Origin of the sequence: Candidatus Palauibacter sp., assembly GCF_965222475.1 — a bacterium.
Taxonomy (GTDB): domain Bacteria; phylum Gemmatimonadota; class Gemmatimonadetes; order Palauibacterales; family Palauibacteraceae; genus Palauibacter.
On the sequence record NZ_CBDCUB010000004.1, the window covers coordinates 388492 to 404625 of the forward strand.

General features: G+C 68.5%; 11 protein-coding genes and 4 pseudogenes. 10 read left to right on the top strand and 5 right to left on the bottom strand.

Features of this window, described 5'->3' with window-relative positions; all coding sequences use genetic code 11:
• Positions 1-3 precede the first annotated feature (3 nt).
• The gene (locus ACOQPP_RS10370) at positions 4-132 is read right to left on the bottom strand and encodes a hypothetical protein (protein WP_419164217.1); all 129 of its coding nucleotides are present in this window, start codon (positions 130-132) and stop codon (positions 4-6) included.
• Complete coding sequence (locus tag ACOQPP_RS10375) at positions 129-2240, bottom strand: hydantoinase/oxoprolinase family protein (RefSeq protein WP_419166691.1); 2112 nt, start codon at positions 2238-2240, stop codon at positions 129-131. Before ACOQPP_RS10375 ends, ACOQPP_RS10370 begins: the two co-directional genes overlap by 4 nt.
• A 193-nt stretch (positions 2241-2433) precedes the next feature.
• On the opposite strand from ACOQPP_RS10375, the gene ACOQPP_RS10380 reads away from it, so the two are divergent.
• Positions 2434-4380, top strand: a complete 1947-nt coding sequence (locus ACOQPP_RS10380; RefSeq protein ID WP_420636468.1) for a CocE/NonD family hydrolase — start codon at positions 2434-2436, stop codon at positions 4378-4380.
• A gap of 436 nt (positions 4381-4816) precedes the next feature.
• On the opposite strand, the gene ACOQPP_RS10385 is transcribed toward ACOQPP_RS10380, so the two are convergent.
• Complete coding sequence (locus ACOQPP_RS10385; RefSeq protein ID WP_420636469.1) at positions 4817-5320, bottom strand: hypothetical protein; 504 nt, start codon at positions 5318-5320, stop codon at positions 4817-4819.
• A gap of 258 nt (positions 5321-5578) precedes the next feature.
• Here ACOQPP_RS10385 and istA point away from each other — a divergent pair.
• The 9 genes and pseudogenes from istA (at position 5579) to ACOQPP_RS10430 (ending at position 14653) form a co-directional block, all read left to right on the top strand.
• A pseudogene (istA, locus tag ACOQPP_RS10390) lies at positions 5579-7124 on the top strand (IS21 family transposase).
• A 5-nt stretch (positions 7125-7129) separates the two neighbouring features.
• Positions 7130-7894, top strand: coding sequence for an IS21-like element helper ATPase IstB (istB, locus tag ACOQPP_RS10395; protein ID WP_420636470.1), 765 nt, complete (start codon positions 7130-7132; stop codon positions 7892-7894).
• 745 nt (positions 7895-8639) lie between these two features.
• Positions 8640-8877, top strand: a pseudogene (locus ACOQPP_RS10400) (helix-turn-helix domain-containing protein); the annotation flags it as partial.
• Positions 8865-9299, top strand: a pseudogene (locus ACOQPP_RS10405) (transposase); the annotation flags it as partial. The pseudogenes ACOQPP_RS10400 and ACOQPP_RS10405, both read left to right, overlap by 13 nt.
• A 103-nt stretch (positions 9300-9402) precedes the next feature.
• Positions 9403-9531 carry a transposase gene (locus tag ACOQPP_RS10410; protein WP_420636504.1) on the top strand — a complete coding sequence of 43 codons (129 nt, stop codon included), beginning with the start codon at positions 9403-9405 and terminating at the stop codon, positions 9529-9531.
• A 303-nt stretch (positions 9532-9834) separates the two neighbouring features.
• On the top strand, positions 9835-10188 hold the full coding sequence (locus ACOQPP_RS10415) for a hypothetical protein (protein ID WP_420636471.1): 354 nt from the start codon (positions 9835-9837) through the stop codon (positions 10186-10188).
• Between the two features lie 653 nt (positions 10189-10841).
• Positions 10842-11819 carry a transposase gene (locus ACOQPP_RS10420; RefSeq protein WP_420636505.1) on the top strand — a complete coding sequence of 326 codons (978 nt, stop codon included), beginning with the start codon at positions 10842-10844 and terminating at the stop codon, positions 11817-11819.
• Positions 11820-12342: 523 nt separating this feature from the next.
• Positions 12343-13695 (top strand): IS1380 family transposase, encoded by a 1353-nt coding sequence (locus ACOQPP_RS10425; RefSeq protein WP_420636472.1) that lies wholly within the window; start codon positions 12343-12345, stop codon positions 13693-13695.
• 625 nt (positions 13696-14320) lie between these two features.
• The gene (locus ACOQPP_RS10430; protein ID WP_420636473.1) at positions 14321-14653 is read left to right on the top strand and encodes a hypothetical protein; all 333 of its coding nucleotides are present in this window, start codon (positions 14321-14323) and stop codon (positions 14651-14653) included.
• A gap of 99 nt (positions 14654-14752) precedes the next feature.
• Here the strand turns inward: ACOQPP_RS10430 and ACOQPP_RS10435 are convergent.
• A protein-coding gene (locus ACOQPP_RS10435) for an IS3 family transposase (RefSeq protein WP_420636474.1) occupies positions 14753-15909 on the bottom strand; the annotation gives its coding sequence in 2 pieces (ribosomal slippage) (positions 14753-15660 and positions 15660-15909; 1158 coding nt in all).
• 68 nt (positions 15910-15977) lie between these two features.
• Positions 15978-16115 (bottom strand): annotated as a pseudogene (locus ACOQPP_RS10440) (IS1595 family transposase); the annotation flags it as partial.
• Positions 16116-16134: the final 19 nt, after the last annotated feature.

A 16134-nucleotide genomic window follows, 5' to 3' on the forward strand; every position in this document is an offset into this window, starting at 1 on the left:
CGGCTACCCCCGCAGCAGCCAACCCCAGAGCCCGACGTAGCCGAAGCCCAGGAGTACCAGGATGAGAAGCGCGAGCCAGGGGTTGAGCCTGGGGAGGCGGCTTCCCTCGCCGCGCGGGGCGCGCCCGCTCATCCCGGACGCCTCGCGGCGATCAGGAGGTGGCCGAAGTCGTCCACCGCGGCGCGGTATCCCGGCTGCACGACCGTAGTGGAGTCGACCTCCTCTATGACGGCGGGTCCGACGACGACGTGGCCCGGGCGTAGCCGCACCCGGTCGTAGATCGCCGTCTCGACGAAGCCGCCGGCGTCGGGGAAGAACACACGTCTCGTATCGGTTCGCGCGTCCTCCACGCTCGTCCCGTTCGAGCCGATCCTCTGCAAACGCGGCCGGGGGATCCTGCCGATGGCCGTGACGGTGAAGTTCACCAACTCCACCGGCTGTTCCGGATATCCGTGCCCGTAGGCCCGCTCGTGTTCCAGGTGGAACCTCCGCACCGCGTCGGCCAGCGCCCCGGCGTCCAGCCCCTCCCCGGGACAGGTGACCGCCACCTCGGAGGACTGGCCGACATAGCGCAGCTCGATCCCGCGCCGGAACTCCACCTGCTCGTGAGCCGCGCCTTCGTGCCGGAGCGTGCGCCGGCCCTCTTCCTCCATGGTCTCGAACAGCGCCCGGACTCCGCCCAGGTCCGCGGCCTCGGCGGACATGAGCCGCGTGCGCGAGAACTCGTGCCGGAGGTCGGTGACGAGGAGGCCGAGGGCGGACGCCGTCCCCGGGCTCGGTGGAACGATGAGCGCCGGAATCCGCATCTCCTCGCACAGCCGGTTCGCGTGCAGGGGTCCGGCGCCTCCGAAGGCGACCATCGTCAGATCCCGCGGGTCGTTGCCCCGGCGCACCGTCACGAGCCTGAGGGCGTTGATCATGGTGGCGTTCGCGATCTCGATGATCCCGTGGGCCGCCGCGGTGAGGTCGAGTCCGAGCGGTTTCGCGCAGCGTTCGCGTATCCCCGCGGCGGCCGCGTCGAGGTCGAGCGCCATCTCGCCGCCCAGGAAGTAGTCCGGGTTCAGGCGGCCGAGCACGAGGTTGGCATCCGTGATCGTCGGCTCCGTCCCGCCCTTTCCGTAGCACATCGGCCCGGGATCGGCACCCGCGCTCCGGGGACCCACGCGGAGCCCTCCGCCGGGGTCCACCCAGGCGAGACTGCCCCCGCCGGCCCCCACTTCCACGAGGTCGATGACCGGCGTGCGGATCGGGTACCCGGCGGCCCGCGTCATCCCCTGCCCCGGCTGCGCCTGCGCTCCGACCTCGTATTCCTTCGTGACTCTCGGCCGGCCATCGAGGATCAGGCCGGCCTTGGCCGTCGTCCCCCCCATGTCGAACGAAATCAGATCCGTGTGGCCGAGCCGGCCCGCGATGAAGTTGGCGGAGACCACGCCCGCCGCGGGCCCGGACTCGACCATGAACACCGGCTTGCTCGCCGCCTGGGGCGCCGTCAGCACGCCGCCGTTGGACTGCATCACCAGAAGCTCGGCGCCGACCCCGGCGCGGCTCAGGCCGGCTTCGATGCCGGCGAGATAGCGCCCCACCACGGGAATGATGCAGGCGTTGATCACACAGGTGCTGGCCCGGAAGTACTCCCGGAATTCCGGACACACGGTAGACGAGAGGGAGATGAGGAGGTCCGGATCCTCCTCCCGAAGGATCTCCGCCACCCGCTCCTCGTGCGCCGGATTCGCGTATCCGTGCAGGAGGCAGACCGCTACGGACCGAACGTCCCGCGTCCGGAGCGCGTCCGAAATCTCCCGAACCGCATCCTCATCGAGAGGCTTCAGGACGCCGCCCCTCGCATCGAGCCGCTCCGGCACCTCGTAGCACAGGTCTCGCGGAACGAGCGGCCGCAGCTTCTCGAAGTGGATGTCGTAGAGGGAAGGCCGGACCTGGCGGGCGATCTCCAGCATGTCCCCGAAGCCCTCGGTCGTCACGAAGGCCGTCTTCGGCGTCTTGCCTTCGATCAGCGAGTTGGTGGCGACGGTCGTGCCGTGGACGAGGTGCGCGATGTCCCGGGGGTCGGCCCCGCTCTGTTCAAGCGCGCGCTCCAGCGCCGCCATGAAGCCGATGGAGGGGTCGGCGGGCGTGGACGGGACCTTCGCCGTCTCGATACGCCCCGTATCGCCGTCGATGAGGACCGCATCCGTGAAGGTGCCGCCCACGTCTATCCCGAGGTGGAACTGGTTGCCCGTCATCGCGGCGTTCTCCCGGAGCGAGGTCGGTCCAACCTTCGACGCGGGCGCTTTGCCACACAAGACGGACGAAGGCTGGACGGCCACACCCGGCGTCTGGACGCGGCGGACGGGCTTCGTAGGTTGAGCGAAAGGTCGAGCGGCGCGGGGCTGCCGCCGTCGACCCTCCCCTCTCACACCACCCGAGGAGGCCGGGATGGACCGCAGAACGTTCGTTCAAGCCGGGATGGCCGGCGCGGGGATGGCCGGGCTGGGCGCCGCGTTCGATCTGGAGGCCTCGACCGGTGACCCCGAGGCACCCGATCCGCGCCTCTCCGCCGCCGCCGAAGGGGATGTCGTCGTCGTCAAGGACGTGCCGGTTCCCATGCGCGACGGCCTCGAACTCATGACCGACTTCTACCTGCCCGCCGAGAACGGCGTCCCGCTCGAGCGGCAACTTCCCGCCGTCCTCGCGAGGACCCCCTACGACAAGATGCGTCCGATCTCGATCGAGCACGCGATGTTCTTCGCGCGCAACGGATACGTGTCGGTCGTCCAGGACTGCCGGGGGCGATTCAACTCGCCGGGGGATTTCTTCCCCTTCGTGCAGGAGCCGGAGGACGGCTACGACGCGGTCGAGTGGGTCGCCCGGCACCCCTCCTGCGACGGTCAGGTCGGCACCTACGGCGTGTCGTACCAGGCGTGGGTCCAGTTCGAGACCGCGACGCTGAACCCGCCCAGCCTCAAGACGATGATCCCGTACGAGGGGCCGACGAACGCCTACACCTACAGCATGAAGTGCGGCGGCGCCCTGGGTCTGGGGCTGCTGCAGTGGATTCTGTCCGTCGCGTCGAACGGGAACGAGGCGCGGGCGAACCCGCAGATCACCGAGGCGATCAATGAGATGCGCACGGGTCAGACGTTCCTCGACTGGGCCTCGCGCATCCCGTGGCGGCGGGGCGAGACGCCGCTCAGCCTCGCACCCACCTACGAGGAGGCCGCCTTCCAGCTCTACTTCGAGAACTACGACTACAGCGACTTCTGGCGGCAGCCGGGGCTGGGGATGAACGAGCACTTCGAGTCGTTCCCGGACATGCCCATCCTGTGGGTCGTGGGCTGGTTCGACTGGTATCCGCGCACGATCAGCGACGGCTACCAGGCGATGGTGCGCATGGGGCGGGAGAACCAGCACATCCTCATCGGTCCGTGGACGCACAACAACTTCGAGTCATCGATCGGGGACGTGAACTTCGGCGAGCAGGGCGCGCGGATCCGTGTCTACGACGACTACCTGAACCTCGAACTGCGCTGGTTCGACCGCTGGCTGAAGGGCGACGAGAGCGCCGATGTGTGGGCCCCCGCAAAGTACTTCATCATGGGCGGGGGCGACGGGCGGCGAGCCGAGAACGGCCGCATCAACCAGGGCGGCGAGTGGCGCTACGAGGAGAGTTGGCCCCCGGCCTCGGTACGGGAGACGGCGTTCTATCTTCACGAGGGAGGCGCGCTCTCGGCGGAGCAGCCTGCCGCGCGCACGTCATCGACGACCTACACGTACGACCCGCGCAACACGGTCTCGAGCAACGGTCGCTGCATCGTGGCCTACGGGCCGGCGCTCGAGTTCGGCTTCCAGGGGATGGGCCCGCGCGACCAGATCGAGATGGAGACGCTGCCCGGCCACGGGATCCCCGGCATGCCCATCGCCTCCCGCCCGGACGTGCTCGTGTTCCAGAGCGCCCCGCTCGCTGCAGAGCTGACGATCGCGGGGAATATCACCGCCGTCCTCCACGTCTCATCCGACGCGCCGGACACCGACTTCTACGTGAAGCTGCTCGACGTCCATCCGAGCAGTCCCGACTATCCGGGCGGCTACGCGTTTCCGGTCTCCGAGGGCATCCTTCGGGCGCGCTACCGGGAGGGGTTCGAACAGTCGCGGCTCATGGAGGAGGGGGAGGTGTATCGGCTCGAGTTCCCCCTCGAGCCCTCGGCGAACCTGTTCAGGGCAGGGCACCGGATTCGCGTGGATGTCTACAGCAGCAGCTTCCCCAACTTCGACATCAACCGGAATACGGGGGATCCGCGGGACCGGAAGTGGCGCGTCGCGAACAACACGGTTCACCATGACGCAGCGCGGGCGTCCTACGTGTCGCTACCGCTCCTGCCCTGACGAAGCCGGCGCCCGCAAGGGCGCCTCAGATGCGGATCGCGCCGCGGTGGTCGCTGCGTCGCATGCCTTCCTCCCCGGATCGAAGCCCGACTCCTGCGGTGCGCTCGTGGCGCCGACCGCGCTCTCGGTGGGCATATGTCTCGGGGCCGCAACACCTTTACAGGCATGGGTCCGCATCTTCCGGATCCGTCCGCCGGCCGAGCCGTGCTCCGCACGTAACTGCAAACACAACAATGGAATAGGAGGGACACCAGCTTCACCCCGCCAATATTAGGGGGAATCGCCGCCGTTCAGGGCACCCGCGGCCCAGTCGAGCGCGACCGGGTTCGTGGGAAGCGCGTCGATGTCGATGATTCGATCGCCCTTGATGACCATCGACGACCTACACCTACGACCCGCGCAACACGGTCTCCAGCAACAGCCGCTGCATCGTCGCCTACGGGCTGGCGCTCCGGTTCGGGTTCCAGGGGATGGGCCCGCGCGACCAGATCGAGATGGAGACGCTGCCCGGCCACGGGATCCCCGGCAGGCCGATCGCCTCCCGACCGGACGCGCTCGTCTTCCAGACGGATCCGCTCCCGGAGGACCTGACGATCGCGGGGGACATCCGCTCCTGGTCTCCGAGGGGATCCTCCGGGCGCGGTATCGGGACGGGTTCGAGCAGTCGGTGCTCATGACGGAGGGGGAGAAGCGTCGGATCTTGCCATCCCGCGCGCTCCTCTCCGCTCGCTGGCAAGCCCCGGTCGCCGACCGGGTTCTCCTCCCAGCGGCCGGGGCTCATATTGGAACCCGAACTTCCCCTGCCGGCGGAGGACAGCCGGGTGGAGGACCCACCCCAGGAGAACAGGATCCCCCATCCAGGCGGCCCCGGCTCCCTGCTGCCGCAGTCGTCATGCGCGATTTCCATGTCGTTCTCAACGACCTGCTGATTCCGACGCATGTCGTCCACGCATTCCGACGGATGCCGTCCACTGATTCCGATTCATGCCGTCCACCCGTTCCGACGCATGTCGTCCACCCATTCCGACGCATGCCGTCCACCTCGACGCGCCGTCATTGTGTCGAGCGTGGGGCGCCAGCGCGCGGGAGTAGGGCGGGCGAGGAGGGTGCTGGATGACCTGATCCAGGGAGCCGTTCTTCCAACCTCGCGAGAGATCCTTGAGCGAGGAGGAAGACGGTGGCCCGGAAGAGGTTGTCCATGCGCAAGATTCGAGATGTTCTCCGGCTGAAGTACGGACTCGGCCGGAGCCACGGGGAGATCGCCGCGATTCTCCGGATCTCCCACAGCACGGTCGGCAGCTACGTCCGGCGGGCGCGGGAGGCGGGAGTCTCGTGGCCGCTGCCGGACGAGTTGGACGACCGGAGGCTGGAAGCGGCGCTGTATCCGCCGACGCCGCCGTCGCGGGTTCGGCGGCCGGAGCCGGACTGGGCGTGGGTGCACCGGGAGCTGGCGCGGCACAAGGGCGTGACGCTTCAGCTTCTGTGGCTGGAGTACCGCGAGGCCCACCCGGACGGGTATCGGTACAGCCGTTTCCGCGACCGCTACCGGCAGTGGCGCGGACGCCTCGACGTGGTGCTGCGCCAGGTGTACCGGGCGGGCGAGAAGGCGTTCGTGGACTACGCGGGATCGACGGTCGAGGTGACGGACCGGCGCACCGGCGAGGTCCGGGACGCGAAGGTGTTCGTCGGGGTGCTGGCGGCGTCGAACCATACGTTCGTCGATGTGACGCTGACCCGGTCGCTGCCGGACTGGACGGCGTCGCACGTACGGATGTTCGAGTTCTGGGGCGGAGTACCGGAGCTCGTCATCCCGGACAACGAGAAGGCGGCGGTGCGGCGGGCGAGCCGCTACGAACCCGACGTCAACCGGACATACCACGACCTGGCGGTCCATTACGGGACGGCGGTGCTGCCCGCCCGCCCGAGATCGCCGCGGGACAAGGCGAAGGTGGAGGCGGCGGTCCAGAACGTGGGGCGGTGGGTTCCGGCACCGTTGCGCAACCACCGGTTCTTCTCGCTTTCGGAGGTCCGCGAGGCGATCGCGCCCCTGCTGGCGGCGCTCAACGAGCGGCCGTTCCAGAAGACCGAGGGCAGCCGCCGCAGCCTCTTCGAGGATCTGGACCGTCCGGCGCTCAAGCCGCTCCCGGCCGATCGCTACGAGTACGCCGAGTGGCGCAAGGCCCGCGTGAACATCGACTATCACATCCAGGTCGACGGCCGCTTCCACAGCGTCCCCCACGCGCTTGCCCGCCGGGAGGTCGAGGTCCGGCTCGGCACGACCACGGTCGAGATCTTTCACAAGCACCGGCGCGTGGCGGCCCACATCCGCGGCCGCGGGAAGGGCGGATATACCACCGATCCGGGCCATATGCCCGCAGCTCACCGCGCCCACCTCCAGTGGACCCCGTCGCGCCTCGTCCGCTGGGCGCGAAAGACCGGACCCGAGACCGCCGCCTTCGCGAGGAAGCTCCTCGAGAGCCGGCCCCACCCGGAGCAGGGCTGCCGAAAGCTGCCTCGGCCTCATGCGGCTCGCCCGCGCCTACCCCGCCGAACGCCTGGAAGCCGCCTGCCGCCGCGCGCTGGACATCGGCGCCCACAGCTACAAGTCCGTGAAGACCATCCTGTCCGCCGGCCTCGACCAGGCCGATGACGACGACCGGCAGGCGCTGTCCCCGCCCGCCGATCACGCTCACGTCCGCGGACCGAACTACTACGCCAACTCCCACAACGGAAAGGAGTCGTGACCATCATGCTTCGACAACCCACCCTCGACCTGCTCCACGAACTGCGCCTGGCCGGCATGGCCCAGGCCTTCGAGGAGCAACTCGCCATGCCCGACATCGGCGAACTCGCCTTCGACGACCGCCTCTCCCCGCTCCTCGAGCGCGAGAAGACCGAACGGGAACAACGCCGCTACCGGCGCCTCAAGGGAATCGCCAAGCTCCATCTCGACGCCACCATCGAGGACCTCAACTTCAAAACCAACCGGGGTCTCGACCGTTCCCTCATCCTCCGCCTCGCCTCGGGGCAGTGGATCAAGGATGGACAGACCGTGCTCGTCACCGGCGCAACGGGGTCGGGAAAGTCGTATCTCGCCTGCGCCCTCGGCCACCAAGCCTGCCGCAACGGCATCTCGACGCGCTACTACCGCGTCTCCCGCCTGCTCGACCAACTCACCCTTGCCCGCGCCGACGGTTCCTACCCCAAGCTCGTCCAGCGGCTCGCCAAGACCTGGCTCCTCGTCCTCGATGACTGGGGGCTCGCTTCCCTGTCAGGTCAGGGCCGCCTCGATCTGCTCGAGGTCCTCGACGACCGCTACGCCCGCCGCGGAACCATCCTCGCCTCCCAGCTCCCCGTCGAGCACTGGCACGATGTCGTCGGCGACCCCACCTTCGGGGACGCCATCCTCGACAGGGTCCTCAACAACGCCCACCGGATCACCCTCAAGGGCGGTTCCATGAGGCGGTTCTACGACTCGACCAAGGAGGTCCACACCCCTCACGACCAGACCTGATCCACCCGTGTCCAGCACCCCCTCGGGATCACCGCTCCAAACCGGACGGCTTCGCTCGGAATCGGTGGACGGCTTCGCCCGGAACAGGTGGACGGCTTCGCTCGGAATGGGTGGTCGACTTCGTCGGAATACGCAACGACCTCAACGTCGCCACGCGTCGGGCCATGAAGAAGCGTGCCTACGAGCCGGAGCAGACGGAGCTGTTCACCGGATGACTCTTGAGTCACCGGGCGAGGGCCGTATGCCCGAGCGGCGGTATCGTAGCGATACCAATCACGTCGTTCGGGGCGTTATCTCCCCAAAATCCTCACCACCCAGAACCGTGTCGACGAGTAGCGGCGATTCCGGATCCCAGTTTTCTCGTCTCGTCCGACTCTTCAGCGCACGGGCGTGATAGATAAACCGACGATCATAGTTGGCTCTTCGCTGTTCGGGGTGGATGAGGGGCGGTAGAGTGGCGGGGCCGGCGGCGGTGGCCGCCGGTGCCCGAGCGGGTCCGTGACGTGCCCGGTGGTCTCCGGGGCCGGCCGGGGCGGTGGAGGGATGCGGAGCGGCCGGGCGGGACGGCGGCATGGCGGAGAGGGGACTGTTCGAGCGGGCGCTGGGGCTGGAGTGGCCGTGGCGGGTGGAGCGGACGGAGTTCGACGCGGCGGAGCGCCGCCTGGACCTGCATCTGGACTTCGAGCCGGGCGGGACGTTCGACTGCCCCTCGTGCGGGCGGGGGGGCTGCAAGGCGCACGACGCGAGCGGGAAGCGCTGGCGGCACCTGGACTTCTTCCAGCACCGCGCCTACCCGCACGCGCGGGTGCCGAGGGTGAGGTGTCCGGCGTGCGGGGTGAAGCAGGCGAGGGTGCCGTGGGCGGAGCCGGGCTCGGGCTTCACGCTGTGGTTCGAGGCGCTGGCGGTGGCCCTGGCGCGGGAGATGCCGGTCAGGGCGGTGGCCCGCCTGGTGGGCGAGCACGACACGCGGCTGTGGCGGCTTCTGAAGCGCCACGTGGGAGAGTCCCGGGCGGAGGCGGACTTCTCCGGGGGGCGCGCCGGGGGGATCCGGGACCTCTGCATGGACATGTCCGCGGCCTACATGAAGGGGGCGCGGGAGGCGTTCCCGGAGGCCGGGATCACCTTTGACCGTTTCCACGTCCAGCGGCTCATGAACCGGGCGGTCGACGAGGTGAGGCGCCAAGAGCGCAAGGAGCGTCCCGAGCTGAACCGCACCCGGCTATCTGTGGCTCAAGAGGCGGAGCAAGCTCACCGCCTCTCAGCGGCGGTGGATCGGCGAACTGCTCGATCCGTCGCGGCGGGGACTGAGACGGCCCTCGTCTACCGGATCAAGCTCGCCTTCGAGGCGTTCCGGGACCTCCCGCCCCGGCTGGCGGAGGCCTACCTTCAGAAGTGGTGCTCGTGGGCCGGCGAAAGCGGCCTCCAGCCCGTCATCGACGCGGCGAAGACCATCGCCAAGCACTGGGACGGGCATCCTCCTCTGGTTCCGCTCAAGGATCAGCAACGGCATGATCGAGGGCATCAACTCGCTCGTCCAAGCCGCCAAGGCCAGGGCCCGCGGCTACCGGCCCACCGAGAACTTCATCACCATCGCCTATCTCGTGTGCGGCAAACTGAACTTCAAACTACCCACCTGAAACAACGAGGAACCTCCTCTTCCTCGTTCCATCCTTCATCTCTCTGCCTCGCCCTACTCTAAGCATTTGCTCCCTTCGTGTCTCGCCCTTGTTGGCAGAGAGGGGAGAAAAATGAGCCATGCCGAGTCGCATTGCGCATTTATGCGGGTGTTGTTATCCATGAGTTGACCTTTGAGTGGCAGTAACGTAGAATGAAAGGGGGTGAAGAAGGATATACATACGTAACCCCCTACTAGCTTGCGGCAGGTATGAACCACATCTTCACGATGCTCTCGTAGCGAGCATCGACAGGAGGTTGTTCCAGTGGCCGAACTAACTCCAGAACGCATTGCGCAGCTTGACCGCATCGTTCAAGACATGCTTGAAGACAATCATATTGAAATCGATTCACAACAATCGATTGATCTCGATATGTCCGTGCCGCTCCAAGGCGAAGTAGCGGTTGATACTTCCAACGGATTGGCGTTCGTGATGGTGCGAACGGATCACGGGCAGCCGCCCAAAGCCGTCGTCATCATGAACGCGATACAGGCTATCGAGACGGGATATATTCTACGTGAACTAGCAAAGCATATGCCTGAGCTACCTGACTTACCGTCTAGTGGTAGCGTAGATTACCCGATTGAGATTAGAGTTGTTCCGGTGGAGAAGAAGTGATTTGGCAACTTAGCGAGCTTTCGTTATCGTTTCTTACAGTAATTACGACGCGATAATGACCGGGTGTTGTTGATCTGAGTCGAATTGTGGAGCAGTTCATGTTTCTATATTTGACCCCGGATCCTGCGATCGTCGGCGCGGGGCTGGCCCGGAGAGGGTGGCCGCGGCCGGGGCCGGGATAGTGGAAACATAGTGCCGGACTATGGAAAAGCACCGCCCGGGGCCCTACGTTCAAGGGGACTTGAGCAGAGTTCACCCCGGAACGGAGGACACCCGAATGGTGCATGGAAACGACTATACCGGACCGCGCCCGCACGTGCAAGGATCGGCGGCCGCGCTGAGGGTCCGCGGGGGCGGCGGGCGGATCACCGACGCGGGCGGCCTCGTCGTGGTGCGGAAGCTGTGGGACGCGCTGGGGCTGGGCGGCTGGATCGACGGGCGGGCGGGGGAGGTCCCCGGCCGCTACCGGCCGTCGCTGATGGTCGAGTCGTGGGTGGTGCTGCTCCTGTACGGCGGCGGGGCGATGGACGACCTGCCGCTTCTGGAGCGGCGGGGCGTGCGCCGCATCTTCGGCTGGGCGCGGGTGCCGCACCCGGCCACGTTCGGGCGCTGGCTGCGGTGCTCGGCCGCGGTGATGTCCCCCCTGCTCGACGATCTGCCGTGGCGGATGGTGCGGCGGCGCTGGGAGCTGGCCGACCGGGGCGCCCCGGTCGGCGACGATCGTGATGGACTCGACGGTCGTGGTGCGCTACGGGCTGAAGCGGGCGGGGGCGGAGCGGGGCTACAACCCGAAGAAGCCGGGCCGTCCCTCGCACCACCCCCTGCTGGCCTACGTCCTGGAGACGGGCGACTGCCTCGGGGTGCGCTGGCGGCCGGGGGGCGCGCACACGGCCCGGGGGGCGGAGACGTGGCTGGCCGGGCTGGTGGCCCGCCTGAGGGGGGCGGGGGTGCGGCGGATCACCGTGCGGCTGGACAAGGGGTTCTTCTCGAAGTCCATCGTCGCGCGCATGGAGGCGCTCGGCGTGTCCTACCTGCTCAAGGTGCCGCGGCACGCCTGGCTCGGCGGCTTCCGGGGCGCCTGGGAGACCGCCGCCGCGGACGAGGCGGAGGGCCGGGAGCTGAGGACCGCCTCCGGCGAGCTGTGGGGGACGCGGCTTCTCTCGGTCGAGAGGCGGAGACGGGTCGGCCCCGTGGAGGGGGAGCTCGATCTCGCGGCGTGGGAGACCACGATGAGCGCCGACGTGCTGACCGACATCGAGGACATCGGCCCCGTCGAGGCGTGGCGCGCCTACAACGCGGGGGCGGTCGTCGAGCAGCGGATCGGCGAGCTGGGCCAGCTCTCGGCCGGGCGCACCGCGGTGGACGACCTCGGCGGCAACGCCCTCCCGTGGGGCCTCGCCGCGCTCGCCTACCAGCTTCTTCACGTCCTGCGCGCGAACTGCCTCGGCGGCGGCTGGCGCGCCGTGCAGCCGCGCGGCATCCGGCTGCGCCTGCTGCGCGCCCCCGCCAAGATCACCTCCCACGCCCGCCGAACCTCGCTCCGGTTCACGCGCGGCGAACCGGCCCTCGGCCTCCTCCGGCGGGTCCTCCGGACCATCGAGGGCGGTCTCCCGCCGCCCGTACCGGCCTGAACGGTCCCGGCCCCGGCCTTCCCGAAGGCGCCGCGCGGCGGCGCCCACTCCCCGTGTCTCCGCGAGCCGCCCGGGACGCTCCGGGAGCGCCCCCGGGACGTCCCCGACGCCCGGCGCCGCCTCGAAAACGCCCCTCCCGGCACCGAACCGCCGCCCCCGCGGGTCATAATCACGCCCCCGGCCCACGACTATCCGCCAATGCAGGATCCGGGTTGACCTTTTAGGGAGAGTAGTGTATTATTGGGGGGTACAACAGATGTACGTATCCCTTCAATAATACGATGGAACGAGAAATGGCGACTAATAGCGAACGAGACAACACCCGCGATCCAGCGCCGACGAAGGACGAGCTACACGTGAACCCGGATCCTGCGATCGTCGGCGCGGGGCTGGCCCGGAGAGGGTGGCCGCGGCCGGGGACGGGATAGTGGAAACATAGTGCCGGACTATGGAAAAGCACCGCCCGGGGCCCTACGTTCAAGGGGACTTGAGCAGAGTTCACCCCGGAACGGAGGACACCCGAATGGTGCGTGGAAACGACTATACCGGACCGCGCCCGCACGTGCAAGGATCGCGGGCCGCGCTGAGGGTCCGCGGGGGCGGCGGACGGATCACCGACGCGGGCGGCCTCGTCGTGGTTCGGAAGCTGTGGGACGCGCTGGGGCTGGGCCGGTGGATCGACGCGCGGGCGGGGGAGGTCCCCGGCCGCTACCGGCCGTCGCTGATGGTCGAGTTGTGGGTGGTGCTGCTCCTGTACGGCGGCGGGGCGATGGACGACCTGCCGCTTCTGGAGCGGCGGGGCGTGCGCCGCATCTTCGGCTGGGCGCGGGTGCCGCACCCGGCCACGTTCGGGCGCTGGCTGCGGTGCTCGGCCGCGGTGATGTCCCCCCTGCTCGACGATCTGCTGTGGCGGATGGTGCGGCGGCGCTGGGAGATGGCCGGCGGGGCGCCCCGGTCGGCGACGATCGTGATGGACTCGACGGTCGTGGTGCGCTACGGGCTGAAGCGGGCGGGGGCGGAGCGGGGCTACAACCCGAAGAAGCCGGGCCGTCCCTCGCACCACCCGCTTCCGGCCTACGTCCTGGAGACGGGCGACTGCCTCGGGGTGCGCTGGCGGCCGGGCAACGCGCACACGGCCCGGGGGGCGGAGGCGTGGCTGGCCGGGCTGGTGGCCCGCCTGAGGGGGGCGGGGGTGCGGCGGATCGCCGTGCGGCTGGACAAGGGGTTCTTCTCCAAGTCCATCGCGCGGCGCATGGAGGCGCTCGGCGTGTCCTATCTGCTCAAGGTGCCGCGGCACGCCTGGCTCGGCGGCTTCCGGGGCGCCTGGGAGACCGCCGCCGCGGACGAGGCGGAGGGCCGGGAGCTGAGGACCGCCTCCGGCGAGCTGTGGGGGACCAGGCTTCTCTCGGTCGAGAGGCGGAGACGGGTCGGGCCGGACGAGGGAGAACTCGATCTCGCGGCGTGGGAGACCACGATGAGCGCCGACGTTCCGGCCAACATCGGGAGCATCGGCCCCGTCGAGGCGTGGCGCGCCTACAACGCGGGCGCGGTCGTCGAGCAGCGGATCGGCGAGCTGGGCCAGCTCTCGGCCGGCCGCACCGCGGTGGACGACCTCGGCGGCAACGCCCTGCTGTGGGGCCTCGCCGCGCTCGCCTACCAGCTTCTTCACGTCCTGCGCGCGAACTGCCTCGGCGGCGGCTGGCGCGCCGTGCAGCCGCGCGGCATCCGGCTGCGCCTGCTGCGCGCCCCCGCCAGGATCACCTCCCACGCCCGCCGAACCTCGCTCCGGTTCGCGCGCGGCGAACCGGCCCTCGGCCTCCTCCGGCGGGTCCTCCGGACCATCGAGGGCGGTCTCCCGCCGCCCGTACCGGCCTGAACGGTCCCGGCCCCGGCCTTCCCGAAGGCGCCGCGCGGCGGCGCCCACTCCCCGTGTCTCCGCGAGCCGCCCGGGACGCTCCGGGAGCGCCCCCGGGACGTCCCCGACGCCCGGCGCCGCCTCGAAAACGCCCCTCCCGGCACCGAACCGCCGCCCCCGCGGGTCATAATCACGCCCCCGGCCCACGACTATCCGCCAATGCAGGATCCGGGGTGAAGTACGACGTGCCGTCCGAAGTACCGGGCTTCGAGGGCGCGACACCGCAGGCGCTGGCCAAGGCGCTGTTCAGGACGATAGCAGCGAGGAAACCGCAGTGAGTTGGTTAGCCGCTATAGGGTTGCTGTTGGATATCGCAGGCGTATGTCTGCTGTTCAAATTTGCGCCTGAAAAGTATCCTGATCCGCAAACACGAGCGTTTTTCGCTCTTGAAGGTGAAGACGTTGTGAAGCGTGAAGAATGGAGGCGGCGACAGCCGTTACGTGTTCGGATGTCGAGGCTTAGCCTTGTACTTATTGTGACGGGTTTCGTGTTGCAGTTGATCGCTGAGGTGTGGCCAGTTTAGCAGGGCTTCGCCTCGTACACCTTTCTTTGTAATCCCCTTCGAAATAGAGGTCATTCGGAGATTGTGTACGTGTTCGTTGCGTCCACGACGTGCGCGAGGATCAACGATCCGCGACTTGAGGACGCGTTGCTTGCCGCGAGACGGTATTTGGAAGATTATGCCAGAGAGGACGAGTATGGGTTTGTGACAGTTGGTGTGTCCATTGAGGCGGCTCTCGATAGAGGAGCCGAGCTGCTGGAGCGATTCGGACCGTTCGATGAAATTCACATTGGACGGGGATACCTAAACGCAGCGGCACAGCGATATATGAGAACGTTCCTGGGGGTGGAGGCGGTGCCGCAGATCGTGATCTTGCAGCGCGATGTATGGGCTTACCCCGTTTCAGTGGACAGGTGAAAGTGGTGGTTTCCTCCTTTCTCGCCACCTCGCGGGAGAGAAGAGCGGTCGCCGCGCCGAAGGCGTGGCGGACCGTGGGAGAGGGACGCGGCCCGGGGGTCACGCCGCCTCCCCTTTCTCGCGCGCCTCGAAGCTGGCGGGCGACTCGTAGCCGAGGCTCGAGTGCCGCCGGCGCGGATTGTACCAGCCCTCGATGAACCGGAACACCTCCCGGCGGGCCTCGCCGGGCGTCCGGAACGAGCGCCGCCAGATGAGTTCACACTCCAGCGTGGCGAAGAACGACTCGCACATGGCGTTGTCGTAGGCGTCGCCCACCGAGCCCATCGAGGGCCTGACCCCGGCCCTCCGGCAGCGGCCGCCGAAGGCGTGGGACGTGTACTGGCCGCCTTGGTCGCTGTGGTGGATCACCTCCTCGGGGCGCCGCCGCGCCAGCGCCATGTCGAAGGCGTCCAGCACCGGGGACGTCCTCAGGTGCGTCGCCATCGACCAGCCCACGATGCGGCGGCTCCAGGCGTCGAGCACGACGGCCAGATAGAGGAAGCCCGCCCAGGTGGGCACGTACGTGATGTCGGCCACCCAGAGTTCGTCCGGTCCGGAGGCCGAGAAGTCTCGGTCCACGAGATCCGGCGCGGGCCTGGACTTCGCGGCCCGCTTCGTCGTACTGCCCTTGCGGCGCCGGCTCACGCCCTCGACCCCGGCCGCCCGCATCAGCCGGGCGACCCGGTTCACGCCCGCCTCGCGGCCCCGGGCCCTCAGCTCGGCGTGGATCCGCGGCGCCCCGTACGTCCCGTCGCTCATGGCGTGAATCTCAAGGATCTCCCCGGTGAGCGCCGCGTTCGCACGCGCCCGCTCCGACGGCTCCCGCTTCCGCCACGCGTAGTACCCGCTCGGGGAGAGTCCCAGCAGGCGGCACATCACGCGCACCGGATAGGCGGCCTGGTGATCGCTCACGAACCGGAACCCCCCCGGGGGATCGATCCGCTCTCCTTGGCGAACCAGGCCGTGGCTTTTGCCAATATGTCGCGCTCGATCTTCACACGGCGCAGTTCGCGCTTCAGTTCCCGGACTTCCTTGCGCTCAGCCGTCGTCAGACCGTTGGTGCGACGCCCCTCGTCCAGATCGGCCTGTTCCACCCAGCGCCGGATCGCCGTCGCCGAGGGCTCGAACTCGCGAGCCAACTGGTCCGCGCTCTGCCCCGCACGGACCAGATCCACCATCCGCGCCTTGTACTCCGGCGCGTATCTCCGTCCCGACATGCGACACCTCCTCGTTGTGACCAACGCTCAAAGGTGTCCACCAACTCGGGGTAACTCCAGTTCGTGTGCGCCTGGCCGTTCACGTACTCCTTCACGCTGTGCTTCACCGTCTCATGGTTCTCAAGGCTCCCGTACACCTTCGAGTCGTCGGTGTAGACCTTCGCGCCGTCCTTGCGGTGCGACTCCACGAACGGAACCAGCGTAGCCGCGTTCGTGCGCTCTGAG